A 16,917-nucleotide genomic window follows, 5' to 3' on the forward strand; every position below is an offset into this window, starting at 1 on the left:
AGGAGGGGATTTTGTGAAAAAAACAACGAATCTATTGGTCACGGGGTTTTTCCTGTTCACTATTTTTTTGTGCGGCATCCTTGTCATCGTCACTCCTTCCAAAGACACGTCTTTCATAGAGAATCGAACACTTGCTACGCCTCCTCCCTTTAAAGGGGAAGAGTTCATAAATGGAGGGTTCATGGAAGATTTCGAAACGTTTTTCACAGACCAGTTTCCTTGGCGGGACCAATGGCTGGAAGCTTATGTAACTCTTCAGTCCAGTCTTGGAAAAACGTTTCTGCTCGGCTATTATGTATCGGAAGATGACTGGATTACGACAAAACCTGATCCTTCTTTTCCTAAAGAAAAATTGGATGAAAAGGCACACCGAGTCAATGAATTTCAACAAGCGCTGAATGATCGTGGCATTGACTTTTATTACGTTCAGACGCCACATAAAGTGAGCAATATGCAATTTCTTCTTCCCGATTACATTGATAAGGGAGCCTATGATTCTGTACGGGAACATTTCCAATCCTCCCTGTCTCCAGAAGTGCAGAAGCTTGACTTGTTGGAAGCATTCAATCAATCGTACTCAGAGAAGGAAATGAAAGAGTTGTTCTTTAGAACGGATCACCATTGGAATGCCAGAGGAGCTTTTGAAGGATATAGAAGGATCATCGAGTGGTTGGATGAAGAACGAGAAGGGTTTCTATCTCAACCTGATAAGCTTCAATTGGAGAACTACAAGGAAAGCTGTTTACCAGATAAAGAGTTTATCGGCAGCTTCAACAGACAGTTGTATCTAACCGTAGAAACAGAGGAAAGAAAATGTGCGTACTATCCAAAAGATGAAGGTTTCACTGAATTTCTCGTTGAGAAAAACGGGAAAACTACCAATGGTGAACCTATATATGGACAAGCTTTCCACCAGCAGGAGGACAACGTGTACTACAGTACCCTGCATACCGGTGATTACCGTGAATTGAAAATTACCAACCCCGCACTTGAAGACAGAGGGGATCGTGTTCTCATCATCAAGGATTCTTATGCGAACGCTCTGTCTTTTCTATTTGCCCAGCACTTTCATGAAACGACCTATTACGACCAGCGCCACAACAAAGACCGCTCTCTGCTTGATTACATCGATGATCATGAGTTTGACTTCATTCTCATGATGTATACAGACCCTTCGAGTGAAGGAGCAATCTATGAATTCAGAGACCCACAGGAATAAATCAAAAGAAGCGTGGAATCATGATAAACATGATTCCACGCTTTTTAGATCAGCGGTTATTTAACGCTCTCGCTAGAATAGTTGCAAACTCTGAACGTGTTATATTTTTACCCGGACCATACGTTCCATCAGGAAAGCCCGTTACAATTCCTGAAGCCCACACGGCATTCACTGCATCATAGCAGTAACAATCGGAAGAAACATCAGGAAAAGGCTTTTCTCCATCTGACTCTAATTGAAAAACCCGTTCAATGATGACGGCGACTTCTCCTCTCGTAATCTTCTGTTTAGGAGCGAATGTGCCATTCGGCAGCCCTTTAATGAATCCTTCTTCTACAGCAGACGCAATATACCCGGAGCCGAAAGTTCCTGGATCAACATCCGGGAACGGCTTCTCGCGCTGTTCACCATTCAGGTCGATACTTCGCCCTACCATGGTAACGACTTCTTCTCGGGTAATCTCTCCTAAAGGTGCGAATGTGCCATCTTTAATCCCTTTTACCGTTCCATCCTTATAAAGTTGTTGGATGAACGAATAATAGTAGTTTTGATAGGAAAGGTCAGAAAAAGGCTGATTCAGCGCTTGAACCATCCCGTGTCCATAATCGAAGTCCTTCCCTTTCTCACCTAAATCAATGGCATGGTCTATCAGAAGTTCCTTAACAGAAGTCAAATCTGTATTTGGATAGGCCTGCATCGTCAAAGCCAATGCACCACTTACGTACGGGGCTGCCATAGATGTTCCATTCATACTGTTATATCCATCGGGATGTTTTTCGTTCGTAATATAAGTACTGTACACTTTAGTCCCCGGGGCTACAAAATCCAAAGAATCCCCGCTGTAGGAAAAAAGTGCTCTCGTGTGCTTCTGGTCGATGGCCCCAACACTGATTACACTTTCATAACGAGCCGGATACATAACATCATCCAAATATTCTCCACTGCACAGCACGCCATTTCCAGATGCAGCCACGACAGCAATACCTGAATTTTCAGCGCGTTGAATGGTATTCTTCATGGCTGTGGATGGCTGACAGGATGTAAGACTCAAGTTGATAATATCAACCTTTTCTTTAATCGCCCAATCAATTCCTGCGATAATTTCACTTTCCCATCCATCCCCTTCTTTGTCCAAAGCTTTGACAGCGTATAAATCAACTCGTGGAGCCATACCGATCGTCCCGATTTCATTATCTTGAGCACCTATGACTCCAGCAACGTGCGTGCCGTGACCATTGTCGTCGATCCAGCTATTATGCTCATCCAGTACACTGATGCCTTTAGTAACGTTCAAATCAGGATGTTCTGGATCAATACCGGTATCGATGATGGCGACTTTCACACCTTCCCCATCAAGGCCCCAGGTCTCGGAGTCAACCGCGCCCGTTGCTTCATATCCCCATGTTTCTTTTTGCGTACTGGTTTTCACCTTTTGATCTCGCTCCACCCACATGATATCCGGATGGGATTGCAGTTCCTCCACATCTGCTTCATCCAGTGAAGCAGCAACTGCTTTCATATTTTCATATGTATGGTGAATATCAAAATCCTGTAGGATCTCCTCATTAATAGATCCATGAAAGCCAATGATGACACGCATGGTACCTTCCTGCTCAGCAGCTGAAACGTTTCCCCCGGTTGAAATGATGAACAATACCATGAATAAGAGTACGAGTTTCTTAATTTCCTGATGCATAAATTTTCCCCTCCCGGATGATAAAACAAATAGGAGCGAACAACCGTCCGCTCCTATTACCTTATTCTTTCCAATTATAATAGTCAACAATCCCCATAGCTATTGCTCTGGCCGCTGCTTCTCTATATTTTTGCGTCTTCAGTTTAGAAGAATCTTCTCCATTGGTCAGAAAACCAATTTCTGTGAGTACCGCAGGAAGAGGATTGGCTTTAATCACGCGGTAACCAACGTCCTTAACCCCGCGATTATGCATATCCATCTCTTTATACAGACGATTGTTGATGAAATGCGCTAGTTTGTAACTTGCATACTCCCGGTCTGATAAACCTGACGCATAATAAAAAGTTTCCACTCCTGTGGCACTCTTCAAAAAGGCATTTGCATGAATGCTCACGAACGTATCTGCATGATGATCTTTTGCAATGACCACTCGTCCATCCAGGGATGGATACCAGTCACTCTGGCGTGTCATCACCGTATCGATGCCTGCATTCTCTATATACTCCCGGGCTTTCAGGCTTACGTCAAGAACTACTTCTTTTTCGATCAATCCATTAGCTACAGCACCTGGGTCCTTCCCACCGTGACCAGGATCAAGAGCAACCTTCCAATCCCCTTTTGGTTTATCTAAAAGATAATAGGAATGAACGTACCCTTTGAGGTTACCGGACTGAATATATCTCCAGTCCCCTTCTTTTTTATAAACGGAAACCGTCTCTCCTGTCATGAGCTTACCGACGGTTTTGTGAGAGGTGCCTGGACCTTGGCGAACATTCAAAAAGTCAGCATCGACGACTTTTTCGCCGAGCACTTGTAAAGGCTCTTCATCTTCTTGCGAAACTTTGAAGTCAGCATTTAATCCTCTAGCTAAGAAAAGGGAAAATTCTGTTCTGGTAATCGTCTTATCAGGCATGAAATCACCAGCCGGAGTCCCTTGAGAAATTCCAGCTGTTGTTAACAAGTTAACCGGTAAGGAAACATTACTTCCTTCCTGAATATCACGATAAGAAACGTCACTTGTCTTCTCAAGCTTGAAGGCATTGGAGATCAAGTAGGCCATTTCCCCACGGGTCATAATGGACATCGGTTGATAGGTTCCATCTGGATACCCTTTTATAACTCCCGCTTCAACCGCTGATTGTATATATCCAGAAGCATAGGATTCCTTAGTTACATCCGGGAATTTCGTTTCTCTCTGTTTCCCTTTCAAACCTAATGCACGACCGACCATTGTTGCGGCCTGCTCTCTTGTTACTTCATCATCACCGTGGAAATGACCGTCTGGATATCCTTCGATAATAGCTTTCCCAGTCAAGAACGTTATTTCATTCTCGTAAGCAGATGGAATGCCCTTCACAGCAGCTGCAGAAACTCCCATTCGCTCACTTTGCCCTACGACTAAACTCAACAGCAGAAGTCCTATCAACAAACTAGAAACTTTCTTAATCATTATATCGTTCTACCCCTTTATGATTTTATCCCAGAAGCGTATTTCGACAGTGTAACGACCGTATCCTTCCCTCCGATCTAATGAATTCCATATTATGTAATAAAAGCCAACATCTAGTTGTTCATTATATCGGAATATACGACACGTTTTTCATCCAACTATATTCCTATTTTTCCAATTTAATAGGAATTCCCTCACTTTTATAGTTTTTTCGACGATAAATAAGGGTAAGAGATTCTTTTTTTACCATCAGTCATTCAATCAAACACTTCTGACCCTTTACCACTTGGAAGAGAGCAGGGCCGGAGAAGATTATATCCAGCTTAGAAAATATACTAAATTTTACTAAAGTATAAAGAAATAGTGCTATTCAGACATTCGACTTTCTGATAGGTTAATTGAAGAATCTACTATTCGACAGGGGAGGAAAAAATTACATGAAAAAAGTGCTTCTTATGTGTCTGACTCTTGTCTTTTTAGCCGGAGTGGTGGCACCAATCACTTCTGTTGCCGAAGAAGATGATATAACAGGTACGCTATTTGAAGAAGACATGAGGGCTCTTATAGACGCGGGAATTATGCAGGGATATGGGAATGGACATTACGGGCCGGATGATAAAGTCACGCGCGCCCAATTTACGACATTCATCGTCCGTGCTCTGGACATCCAATATGGGGAAGAAGAGATCTCAGAAGTTACTGCTTCTGAAGATTATAATTATGAAGACGTTGAACCTTCCAAATGGTATTATCCATTTGTCATGGCAGCTACAGAAGAAGGGCTGATCAAAGGTTACCCTGATGGGAACTTTGGACCGACCGATTACATAACTCGACAGGACATGGCTATGATCATGGTAAGTGCCGCCGAGATGAAAGGCGTCATCAGTGAAGCTCAGGAACTGGTATTTGATGATGAAGAAGAAATCAAAACGTATGCCCTGGAAGCCGTCAAACGATTAGTAAACCTGGGTATCATTAATGGGAAACAGCAAAAGGACAGCCTTTACTTTGCCCCGTTCGATAAAACATCCCGTGGGGAAACAGCAGCGGTTATCAATCGGTTGTTGAAAGTATTGGATCCACCAAAAGAACTGGACTACGAAGTGGCCAGCCTTTCCACAGAGAAAGATCCCGTTATTCATAAGAAATTTGAGACTTATGATGAAGCCGTTTCTTATGCAAGCGAAAATCAAGTCGTTTTAAAAGGAAAGAACATCGTATGGATTCCAGAAGGTAAAGGGACGACAAATGCCTTCACCATTCTTTATACTTCCGAAGCCTTTTCTTCCAACTCCACCTATGTAACAAGCGGAGTGGACGTTGAGTTACTGGAAATCAACGAAGACTGGATCAGAATCCGTTTGGCTGACACCGAAGGCTATGTGGATCCTCAGAAGGTTAATTTAACACCTGACCATATGGTGAAAGACCAGTCATATTATGAAGTGAAAAATGGGCTTCTTTACCACCGTTTGTATAACGCCATTACAGAAAGAAGCTCCAGCTACTTGTATGGGGAAGCTGCAGATTTCATGAAAGAGAATGGAAAATATTACAGTGATAATGGGAATACATTCTATAATGAAAATGGCAAACTTATGGGGGAAGCTTATCAATATTTCAACCGATTGCCCCTTTATTCCAAGACATCCTATACAGGAGAACAATTGGACGAGTATCTAACTCACATTTCTCCGGACAGTCCCTTGATCGGCACTGGAGATGCTTTCAAAAAAGCTGAAGAGGAATATGGAACGAATGCTCTTTATTTACTCGCGCACGCTATTCACGAAAGCAATTGGGGAAAAAGTAAGATTGCAAGAGATAAGAACAACCTGTTCGGAATTGGAGCGAACGATGGGAATCCATATGAAGACGCATGGGAATATGAAAGCTATGAAGACGGAATTCTTGAAGCTGCCGAAACCTTTATTGTCCCTCGTTACTTCACCTCGGGATCTTCCATTTATAATGGGGCTCACTTAGGAAATAAGAGCTCGGGGATGAACGTCAAATATGCTTCCGACGCTTACTGGGGGCAGAAAATAGCCGGTCACATGTTCCGCGCCGACATGTACTTAAGTGGAAAGCTTGAGCAATCACCGGAAAACGGAGCTTATAAATTAGCACAAACTATTACCCCTTATGTGAATGTACGTTCTGCTCCTGAAGTTACGGACAATAAACTTTATCAAATCCCAAGGAACGGGGTCACACTCCAAGTGTTGGACAGAGTGGAAGCAAAGGGAACATGGTATGAAATCACACCGGAGAACTTCAATAGAACAAAAAATGAAAGATACGAAAAAGCATTTGTATACAGCGATGGCTATAGTACTTACGGTACAAGCCTGAAACAATTACCGATTGCTGATGGATCGGATTCATAAACGAACAAAGCTCGTAGAAAATCTCTTTTTCTACGAGCTTTGTTTCTTAACGCGAATATCCACTCCTCTCCTTCTTTCAGAGGAAATTCCACCTGTATCCTGCTATTCTTAAATAAGTCAGGAAAAAGGTCACTAATTGACGAAGAAAGTCTAATGCTTGAAGTGAACATCTATATCGTACTGCCAGATTTATGTTATTATTATTGGGAGTAGGATTGTGTAATTTAAAGGAGTCACAACATAAAATGAAGCAGGTAAATATATTAGGGATACCATTCACAAACATGGACCATGTCACGTTAGTCCAACAATTACAACTGCATATTGAACAAAGGGAAAAGTCTTTCGTTGTTACCGCGAACCCTGAAATTGTGATGCGTGCGCATGATCATCCCCATTATATGGATTGTTTACAAGCCGCTTCATACATAACGGCTGATGGAATCGGTATTGTGAAAGCCTCACAACTTCTTAAAAACCCTTTACCCGAACGGGTGACGGGATACGATATCATGATGGAATTCCTGAACATAGCTGACCAGCAGAAATACCGTGTCTTCTTACTGGGAGCCAGAGAAGATACATTGAGACGAGCAGAACATAATATACATACTCATTACCCTAACGTGGAAATTGCCGGTTCAAGAGACGGCTACTTCGATTGGGATGATCCAACAGTAGCTGAAGATGTCCGCCAGGCAGACCCCGATATTATATTCGTTGCGCTTGGAGTACCTAAACAGGAACGGTGGATTGCTGAGAACTATTCCAAATTCAACAAAGGAATTTTCATCTGTGTCGGTGGGAGTATAGATGTTGTAGCTGGAGACGTAAAAAGAGCCCCGATGCGCTGGCAGAATATGAACCTTGAATGGCTTTACCGTCTCATGAAACAGCCGAGCAGGTGGAGAAGGATGCATGCCCTCCCCCGCTTTGCCTATCAAGTTATGAAACAACAAAAGGCTGGTCGTTCGTCATGAGGCCGGGCGATTTTCTAAAAAGCACGCTGATTCTGACGATTGCCACTCTATTGTCCAAGTTGCTGGGCAGTTTATTTCGTGTACCGTTGCAGAATATCGCCGGGGATGAAGTGTTAGGAATTTTCAGTCTCGTCTACCCTATTTATATGGTAGCGTTGATCCTTTCTGTTGCCGGCATTCCCATTGCAATTTCCAAACTGATTGCTGAAGCTAGATCCACCGGAAAAGAAACAGATATTTTTTATATACGAACAACAGCCCGTACGTTGGCCCTATTGCTTGGCATAAGTAGTATGGGCCTTCTTTTGATTGGATCCAGACCATTATCTCAAATGATAGGAGGGGACTCTACAAGACCCGCATTGATTATGGTTTCATTCACCTTATTGTTCGCACCCTATATGGCTGTAGACAGAGGTTATTTTCAAGGGTTTGAGGACATGCGTCCTACTGCCGTATCGCAAGTTCTGGAGCAGTTTGTTCGTGTGTTATTCTTATTGGTCATCGCCTACACGTTGTCTGTTCTTGAGTACAGCCATTCTATTATAACCGGCGGCGTAATGGCCGGATCTATTTTTGGAGCCCTGACTTCTCTCGTATATTTGAAGCTCCGTTTAAATCGTTCAGAAATCTCTATAAAAAAAGACTATCCCTATCCTTTTTCTCAATTTAAGACCTGGAGCTGGAAAATCCTTTCCACCTCTATCCCGATTGCGATAGGAACATTAACGATGGCTCTCTTTAATGTAGTGGATAGCTTAACTGTTCCTATTAATTTACAAATGACATCTAACACAAATGAAATTCCGTTCGTATATGGAATTTACGGGAGAGGACTCGCTCTTGTGCAGATTGCCACGGTTTTCGCCACATCCGTGATCCTCCCGCTGATTCCTTCACTTACGAAGAAGTTGAAGGATGGGAAGCTCAACGAAGTCCATCATTTGATTGAAGGCACCCGCTGGTTAACCCACACAATAGGCTGGCCTTTAGCCATTCTTTTAACGGTCTTAACGATACCGATGAACATCACTCTGTTTACGGATGCTCAAGGAAGTCTGATGATCGGCATTATGAACATCAGTTCTGTTTTCATTTCACTTACTCTGGTAGGAACAGCCATTTTACAAGGGTTGAATGCTGCTCGTTTAGCAGCATTTTTGATTCTCTCAGGAGCTTTCATAAAAGGCTGCCTCAACTTCATTTTTGTTCCAGAGTTCGGGGTAGAAGGGGCTGCCCTGGCTACTTTATTCACTTATATGGTCTTAACAGCACTTCATACATTTTTGATTCATAAACACATCCAAATTCCCTGGATGCCTCCACATCTTCTTAAGATTGTGATGATAGCAGGGTTTCTGGGAGGATTGCTATGTTTCCTTTATGTGTTCACCGAACCCCTATCCTGGGGGAGAAGCGTGTCGTTAAGTGTTATCCTCATTACCGGGTTGCTTTATATGATTCTGTATATATGGATCTTATTCAAATGGAAGGCAGTAGATGAGCGGATGGTAGCACAGGTTCCTTTCCTGTCGAAGCTACGACGTTAACATCAATGAAAGTAGGTTAAAATATGAAGATCGTCTTATCTGGATATTACGGTTTCCACAATACGGGGGATGAAGCGATTCTCCAGTCCATCATTCAGCAATTAAAGACTCATAGGCCGGATATCCATATTATCGTCCTTTCCCAAGATCCTGTTTATACAAAACAAACGTATGAAGTGGATGCGGTCAATCGATGGAACATGAGGGAGATCATAAAAGCATTGAAGCAATCGGACGGTTTCATCAGCGGAGGAGGAAGCCTCCTTCAGGATGCAACCGGACCTAAGTCCATTCTATATTATACAGGTGTCATCCATTTGGCCAAATGGTTGAAAAAGCCTGTCTACGTTTATTCACAAGGCATGGGCCCGTTTCATATGAAAATAAGCCGTCAGCTGGTCAAACTGGCTTTAAATCGTGTGGATGGTTTATCCGTACGCGATAGGCTTTCCAAGAACCTTTTAGAGAGAGTAGGGGTTTCAGAAAAAATCGAGATCATCCCCGATCCAGTATTTGCTATGTCGCCTCCAGCCTCTTCTGGGCAAGTTTCAGAAACGCAAAAAATAGCCGTCAGTGTCCGGGATTGGAATAACGCTGACCACTATCTCCCTAAAATTGCAGCTGCTCTGGACCAGTTCGTCAACCTGGGGTATGAAATTGTCTTTGTTCCTATGCATGGGGAAGCAGATGTAAAGTGTTCTAAACGATTAGCGTCTTCTATGAAAGAACAATCTTCTATCTACACAGGAAACTCCACTATAGAGGAGAAGTTATCCTTCATCGCATCTTCTGCTGTACTTATTGGAATGAGACTGCATGCGCTTATTTTTGCAAGCATCTGCAACGTTCCATTCATGGCTTTATCCTACGACCCCAAAATCAAAGCATTAACGGAGCAGCTTGGTTTTCCAGTAACAGCCGATGTAGAAGATGACACATGGGCAAGCCAAACCATAGTCGAAGGTATTGAAGAAATTCTTCATAATAGAGACACTCACCAGAGCGTGTTGGCTGAAAAGACAGCTTTACTCAGGGAAGGTGCTACGTCCGCTCCCTTAAAAGCTCTCCACTGTTTTCAATCCTATAAATAAAGAGCCGTTGTCCAATGGACAACGGCTCTTTATTTTTTCGACTTCCAAACTTTCACCAGGAAAGTAGGAAGTTTAATTTGTCGTTTTATTCTCCATGGCTCTTTGATCAATCGATACAACCATTCCAAACCTAACTTCTGAAAACCAGCAGGCGCTCTTTTCACTTTACCTGACAGGACATCGAAGGATCCTCCGACTCCTTGAAAAATACGAACATCAAGCTCATCCATATGATCGACGATCCAATGCTCCTGCCTAGGGCTGCCTAAGGCCACAAATAGAATATCAGGCTTAGCTTCATTAATCGTCTCTTTGATCAAATTCTGATCCTTCACGTAACCATCGAGAACACCGGCAATTCGCAAGTTTGGATATTTTTCAACCAGACGGTCTTTCGCTTCTTCCGCTACATTAGGTTTAGCCCCATAGAGGAAGACGGATTTATCATGAAGGGAAGCCTGTTCACATAAGGCCAGTAACATGTCAATACCGGTTACTCTCTCTCGAATGGAACCGCCCTTCAGTTGCGATGCGATAAGAATACCAACCCCGTCCGGGATTTGGTACGTCGCTTTATTCAAGAGGTTCAGCAAATCCCTATCCTTCTGTGCCTGAAGGATTTTCTCAGGGTTGATCGCCACAATAAAGGACTGACGTTTCTCATGGATATCCGATATGATATTGTTCTTCAACTGATCGTACGTAAAGTTGCTTACGTCAACCCCTAAAAACTTTTCCTTCATGATTTCACCTAGACCTTATCCGTTTTTTGAATCTCCTAAGCGTTTAGCTATGAAGCCAGCTTGCTTCCACTCATTCAACGATAGCGCATTTTTAGTATCAAAAACAAGTCTATTTTTCATTTTACCTTGTATATATTCAGGGTCAAGAGCTTTAAACTCATCATGATCTGTCAAAATAACAAGAATATCCGCACCATCCAGAGCTTCATCCATACTCTGTGTCTGATTGGAAACGACATTCTCTTTAATATGTGGGTCAAAGGCAGTAAAGCTGATTCCTTTCTCCACTAATTCCATGATTACTTTCAATGAGGGACTTTCCCGCTGGTCATCGATGTTTGCTTTGAAAGAAAGACCGAAAAGCGCTACCTTAGGATCTTGAATAAACTGTTCTTTCGTCAATTTTTGTATTTGCTCTGCTGTATAAATCGGCATGTGGTCGTTGGTATTACGGGACAGCTGAATCATCTTGGATAAATCCGGTTCAATTTCTGCTAAAAACCATGGATCTACAGCGATGCAGTGACCCCCAACCCCAGGCCCCGGCGTGTGGATATTTACACGAGGGTGGAAATTAGCCAGCTTGATCGCCTCCCATGAGTTCACACCAATCTTATCACTGATCAATGCCAGTTCATTGGCAAAGGCAATGTTTACATCCCGGTACGTATTTTCAATCACTTTCGCCATCTCAGCTGTCGTTGCATCTGTAAGGTGAATATTACCTTTAACGAATGATTCATACAGCTCTTTCGTCATCTTTGATGACTCTTCGTTAATCCCACCAACGATTCTGTCATTGTCGACTAATTCCTGAAAGACTTTACCTGGAATGACTCGCTCAGGAGAATGGGAAACGAAAAGCTCTTTTCCAATCTCCAAACCTGTCTTTTCCAGAACAGGAATCATAACGTCTTCTACTGTACGTGGAGGGACGGTTGATTCCAAAATGACAAGGTTTCCTTTTTGGACATAAGGAACGATTGCTTCTGTGGCTTTTCTCACATAATCAAGGTTTGCTGTCTTATCTTCTCTGATAGGGGATGGAACAGCAATGACGAAGACATCCGCTTCATCAGGTTCTACGGAAGCTTTAAAGTTTCCTTCATCCACAGCCTCTTCCAGACGCTCCTGCAAACCATTTTCCTCGATATGAAGTTGTTTAGCATTAATCATTTCAACAGCTTTACGGTTAACATCGACCCCATGAACTTTGTGGCCATGTATAGCGAACATAACAGAAGTCGGCAGACCAATATAACCTAACCCGACGACACATAGTGACTTTTTCATTCAAATACTCCCTTTCTTACTATCCCACATCTTAAGGTGATTAGTCTAAATGATTGATAACGAATTTATGTTTTCCACCCTTAGTCTTTTCAAATTGCTCCGTAATGATGATTCGAACATCATCTAAATCTGCTTTCTTCTGAATCTGATTCTTAATGGAATCCAGCTGCTTCTCAAAAGCAGAGTCTGATAACTTCAGCTTAATGTCAACGGTCCCCGCTTTTTCCTGGATGACTTGAAATTGTTCCACTTCCTCATATTGTCTGAAGGTGGTGGAAAAGAAGCCTCCGTGCACTTTCCTGCTCCCTTTAGCATAAATGAATTCCTGCTTTCGACCTTTGATATGAGTGAACCGTATCAATCCGCGTCCGCACGGGCAAGGGGCTGTATTCAAGGCGCCGTAATCTCCGACTTCATACCTTATAAACGGCATGGCAGCGTTCGTAAGGTCTGTGAGCAGGATGCGCCCTTCCTCACCTTCAGGAACAGGGTTACCATCATCATCGACGATTTCCACTACACATCGTTCCATACCTATGTGCATGCCCTCGTGTATGTCGCATTCAAAAGCGGAAACTCCACCATCATTGGCTCCGTACTGATCGAAAACAGTCGTTTGAAAGGCCTTCTCTATCGCATCACGATAATTCGGCATAAGCACTTCAGATGTAGTAATGACTCCTTTTAACTTAATATTATATGAATGCTTCAAGATATAATTGGCCAGTTCATAAATCGACGAAGAATAACCATATAAGAAGTCCACATCATCTTCACGCAGCTTCTTTATGTATTGTTCCATCGTCTCTTCCGACATATCATAAGAGGAAAATGGAATCCAATTATTCAAGTAGTAGTAAATCTTCCTTTTATAATCAAATCCAGATAATAATGATCCTCCTGCTAGCACGGCAACCTTGTCACCAGGTCTGTACCCTGCCGCATTCCAACCACGCCATATATTTGCCCACATGACAGAATGAGAGGTTTTCGGAACATAGTACTTGAGGGGCTCACCAGTGGAACCCCCTGTCCGTTTTTCCTCAGCTTCCATGTCCTCTATATCCTTCGATAAAAAATCATTTTTATGGCGTTTTAATGTCTCTTTATCAATGATAGGCAGTTGCTGAAGTTGATCCAATGATTGGAATGAACTTGGATTGATATTATTTTCCTTCATATAATTCCTGTAAAACGGAACTTTCTCATATACATTTTCTATTAAAGTCAGTAAGCCGTTTTCCTGTTCTTTGATAAGATCAGGTGTATGTTTCCATTGGTTGCTTTTATATTCATGATAATAACTCATGGCATCGGTCTTTCTCATTTTTTCCATGAGTTTGATTTTCTTATGGTTGATCCAACCCATTAGATTCTCTCCTTAGTTGGTCGTTGTCGTTGATTGGATGGATGAATTCTTCAACTATTCATTGTATCTTAATTTCATTTCAATATCTATTCATGCCTTATATGCATATGGTCTAATTATACGTCTTCTATATTTGCTTCTTCAACAAAATTATTCCTTAATCATCAACTTCAGACAAAGTTATTCGCACATAGACAGTCATTTAGGAATGGTTTATACTTCACTATGTCCCACCTATTTTACTGGGGTAAAAATTATTGAGGTGTTATAAATGTCAAGATTGTTTCAAAAAGAGTTTTTCACTAAGCTTTTGCTCCTATTTATTATTCTACAACCCATCCTTGATATTCTTACATATTTATCTCTACGGACTTTTAATATCAGTTTAACCGTAGGTATAATCGTCCGAATCTTATTCATGGGAATTTCCATATGGTTTATTCTCTTTGGGAATTCCAGCAAGTTCAAAAAATACGTCATCGGTTATTTAATCATGATGGCGGTTGTTTTCGGCATCGGTTTGATTTACAACTACTTTGCTAAGCCTATTTTCAATCCTTTCCTTGAACTTCAGTTCTTAGCTAAAACTGTCTATTTTTCTGTTATGTTAGCTGCCTATTTACTATTGTTTACCACACTGGAGGAGATTTCATCCGTCCGTATGGAAATATTAAAGGCGATTTACATCGGTATGTTGATCGTTTCGACAACCATGTTTCTAGCCGTCCTTACAGGAACAGCCTCTCAGACATACGAGTGGAATAAATTCGGCTTTAAAGGTTGGTTTTATTCCGGGAATGAATTAGGTTCCATCGTAGCCATCAGTTTTCCACTCGTTTATTTGTACACGTTAAAGAAAGTGGAAAGCATACGAAAATCCTATTACTTTATACCATTAGTCATGTTAGCGATCGTTTCGATTCTTCTTGGAACAAAAGTAGGGTATTTCGCCGTTCTTGGAGCTGCAATCATCGTTTTTGCGAGCTACTTCGTTTACTGGATCATCCATTTCTTCAAGCAAATAAAAGAACCTCTCATCCATTTACGGTTGATTTCATCTTTTATATTTTTAGTTTTGCTATTAGTTGTAGCGCCCTTCTCTCCTGCTTTTACGAACGTAAGTGGTGATGTTGGCCAAATTAATGAAGAACGAGAATCCACCCAACAGGAAGAAAGCCAGAATGGCGGGGAAACAGGTGAAGAATCCGGCGAAGAAACAGGAGACGGGGAAACCGTCGGAGGAAATGATGCAGCTGCTGCACTGGGAGAACAGGCTTTGATGGAATCCCCGATCCTGCAGATCATCCTGAGCTCAAGAAACATCTATTTTTCTCACATTTATGGAATGTATGAAGACGCAGGCCCTGTCCAGAAGTTACTGGGAATGGGGTATGCAGGAAACTATGAAGAAATTCGCAAATTAATCGAAATGGACTTCTTTGACCTGTTTTTCTCTTATGGGATTCTAGGAATAGCATTAATCCTCGTTCCTTTCTTGATCATCATCGGACTGTTTATGCGATTACTCTTTAAGGTCCCTGGAAAAATGCTACATCCGGAGAATATCCTGATTCTATTATCGATCGGTTTCGGTACAGGAATTGCTTTTCTTGCCGGTCATGTCCTATATGCCCCGGCAGTCAGCATATACCTTGCCGTCAGTATCGTCCTGTTGATGATAAATATGCTTAAAATGAATAGAGAGACCCGAGAAGCTTAAGTCTTGAATGTCAGGAGCATACCCATGAAAAAAAGAACCGTGTTGCACGTCGGACCTCTCCCCCCACCCATTGGAGGCATGTCCGTCTTTTTACAACAATTAAAAGAAATGAAAAGTGATAAATATGAGCTTCGCTTTTTCAATATCTTCCCGAAAAAAAATAAACCGCTTCATAAAGCGGCTTACAACGCAATCGTTTTATTCAAATTCATTTTAACTCTACTAACAACAAGACCTGATCTGATTCACATCCATACAGCCGGATACCGTGCCTTTACTAAAAGCAGTTACTTCGTGCGGATCGCCAAAAAGCTTGGTTTTAAAGTTGCCCTGCACATCCATAGCGGAAAATTTGTGGAGTTTTATCAAACCTCCCTCCCTAAGAAGCAGCGTCAAATTCATTCAACTTTATTACTTTGTGACAAATTGATCTGTCTTTCCGAGACCTGGAAAAAGAAGTTCAGCACAGTATTTGCTATAGAAGAAAGTCGATTCGAAGTATTAAAGAATGCAATATTCGTTGATGAATTTGAAGGTGTCACTCCTGCCTCTCCGGAAGGTGGGAAAACCATACTTTTCGTTGGAAAACTGGGAGAAAACAAAGGGGTGCTTGATATTATCGAAATGGCAAAGCTTCTTAAAGACCACAAAGATGTGAAGTTTTTATTGATGGGAAGCGGGCCCCTCAAAGATAAGTTACGTCAAGAGATCCAAACGCATGACTTAAATGTAGAGCTACTGGGCTCATTATCAGGAGAAGAAAAGATCACCCATTACAAAAGAGCCAACCTCTTCCTTCTTCCTTCCTACTTTGAGGCCTTGGGATTATCCAACCTTGAAGGTATGGCAGCAGGACATGTCATCCTCACCACCCGGGTAGGAGGGATCCCTGATATCATTCACGATGGTGAAGAAGGTTATCTGTTCGACCCAGGTGATGTGGAGGGCTTTGTAGATAAGATTCTGTCCCTCAATCCTGAAACGATGAGTAAAATCAGCATCCATAACCAAGCTGCCATCCAACACTATGATTTCTCTGTATTAGAAAAAAATTTAGAGAACATCTATGATCGTCTATCTATTTGAGCTGCACCTACCTCCAGCTCTTTGTTATTCATTAGGCTCTGTTAAATGTTAAAGTTCAGTGTTGACATTTGCACCAACGGATGGAAGGGACCATAAATGATAGGGTGGTAAAAGAGAATTTATTTCCAAGTGTCGAAAACTTTAGTTGATCTACTTTCACAATGTAACCATTGAACCTTGTTGGATCATTATTTCGAAACTGCCCCTTATCATCTCCCCAACTAGAATTGCTGATTATGCATGAAGGGGTTTCGAGACACTGATCTAGCCAAGGGGCGGAGGGGGATGGCGAGACTCCTATCTTAAGTGTGCAGGCGCCTCGTTCAG

At 42.1% G+C, this 16,917-nt stretch carries 12 protein-coding genes; 7 read left to right on the forward strand and 5 right to left on the reverse strand.

The genetic code is table 11. The annotated features are described in order from the left end of the window. The first annotated feature begins 13 nt into the window (after positions 1 to 13). A complete protein-coding gene (locus ACXADE_RS17025; RefSeq protein ID WP_474981614.1) occupies positions 14 to 1,219 on the forward strand; it encodes a DHHW family protein in 1,206 nt (401 codons plus the stop codon). 49 nt (positions 1,220 to 1,268) lie between these two features. Here ACXADE_RS17025 and ACXADE_RS17030 read toward each other — a convergent pair whose 3' ends face one another. Together ACXADE_RS17030 and ACXADE_RS17035 are read right to left on the reverse strand one after the other, a co-directional pair. Beyond that, on the reverse strand, positions 1,269 to 2,915 hold the full coding sequence (locus ACXADE_RS17030) for a S8 family serine peptidase (protein ID WP_474981615.1): 1,647 nt from the start codon (positions 2,913 to 2,915) through the stop codon (positions 1,269 to 1,271). Positions 2,916 to 2,976: 61 nt separating this feature from the next. Beyond that, the gene (locus tag ACXADE_RS17035) at positions 2,977 to 4,365 is read right to left on the reverse strand and encodes an N-acetylmuramoyl-L-alanine amidase (protein ID WP_474981616.1); all 1,389 of its coding nucleotides are present in this window, start codon (positions 4,363 to 4,365) and stop codon (positions 2,977 to 2,979) included. Between the two features lie 437 nt (positions 4,366 to 4,802). Between ACXADE_RS17035 and ACXADE_RS17040 the strand changes: the two genes are divergently transcribed. The 4 genes from ACXADE_RS17040 to csaB all read left to right on the forward strand — a co-directional run bounded on the left by ACXADE_RS17040 (position 4,803) and on the right by csaB (position 10,379). After that, positions 4,803 to 6,758: an S-layer homology domain-containing protein gene (locus ACXADE_RS17040; protein ID WP_474981617.1), complete on the forward strand. Its 1,956-nt coding sequence runs from the start codon at positions 4,803 to 4,805 to the stop codon at positions 6,756 to 6,758. 245 nt (positions 6,759 to 7,003) lie between these two features. Continuing rightward, positions 7,004 to 7,738 (forward strand): WecB/TagA/CpsF family glycosyltransferase, encoded by a 735-nt coding sequence (locus ACXADE_RS17045; RefSeq protein WP_474981618.1) that lies wholly within the window; start codon positions 7,004 to 7,006, stop codon positions 7,736 to 7,738. Further along, positions 7,630 to 9,288 (forward strand): putative polysaccharide biosynthesis protein, encoded by a 1,659-nt coding sequence (locus ACXADE_RS17050; protein WP_474981619.1) that lies wholly within the window; start codon positions 7,630 to 7,632, stop codon positions 9,286 to 9,288. The genes ACXADE_RS17045 and ACXADE_RS17050 overlap by 109 nt, the downstream gene beginning before the upstream one ends. Positions 9,289 to 9,311: 23 nt before the next feature. Continuing rightward, the gene (gene csaB, locus ACXADE_RS17055; protein WP_474981620.1) at positions 9,312 to 10,379 is read left to right on the forward strand and encodes a polysaccharide pyruvyl transferase CsaB; all 1,068 of its coding nucleotides are present in this window, start codon (positions 9,312 to 9,314) and stop codon (positions 10,377 to 10,379) included. Between the two features lie 29 nt (positions 10,380 to 10,408). Here csaB and ACXADE_RS17060 read toward each other — a convergent pair whose 3' ends face one another. From ACXADE_RS17060 to ACXADE_RS17070, 3 genes are read right to left on the reverse strand one after another with little or no spacing between them, the layout of a single operon-like run. Then, positions 10,409 to 11,122, reverse strand: coding sequence for a WecB/TagA/CpsF family glycosyltransferase (locus ACXADE_RS17060; protein ID WP_474981621.1), 714 nt, complete (start codon positions 11,120 to 11,122; stop codon positions 10,409 to 10,411). A gap of 15 nt (positions 11,123 to 11,137) precedes the next feature. Further along, complete coding sequence (locus ACXADE_RS17065) at positions 11,138 to 12,415, reverse strand: nucleotide sugar dehydrogenase (RefSeq protein ID WP_474981622.1); 1,278 nt, start codon at positions 12,413 to 12,415, stop codon at positions 11,138 to 11,140. A 40-nt stretch (positions 12,416 to 12,455) separates the two neighbouring features. Beyond that, positions 12,456 to 13,784, reverse strand: coding sequence for a phenylacetate--CoA ligase family protein (locus ACXADE_RS17070; protein ID WP_474981623.1), 1,329 nt, complete (start codon positions 13,782 to 13,784; stop codon positions 12,456 to 12,458). A gap of 271 nt (positions 13,785 to 14,055) precedes the next feature. Between ACXADE_RS17070 and ACXADE_RS17075 the strand changes: the two genes are divergently transcribed. Together ACXADE_RS17075 and ACXADE_RS17080 are read left to right on the forward strand one after the other, a co-directional pair. Further along, a complete protein-coding gene (locus ACXADE_RS17075) occupies positions 14,056 to 15,504 on the forward strand; it encodes an O-antigen ligase family protein (protein ID WP_474981624.1) in 1,449 nt (482 codons plus the stop codon). Between the two features lie 24 nt (positions 15,505 to 15,528). Continuing rightward, positions 15,529 to 16,590 carry a glycosyltransferase family 4 protein gene (locus tag ACXADE_RS17080; RefSeq protein WP_474981625.1) on the forward strand — a complete coding sequence of 354 codons (1,062 nt, stop codon included), beginning with the start codon at positions 15,529 to 15,531 and terminating at the stop codon, positions 16,588 to 16,590. Positions 16,591 to 16,917 lie beyond the last annotated feature (327 nt).

Source organism: Halobacillus sp. ABR2_026 (assembly GCF_056158545.1).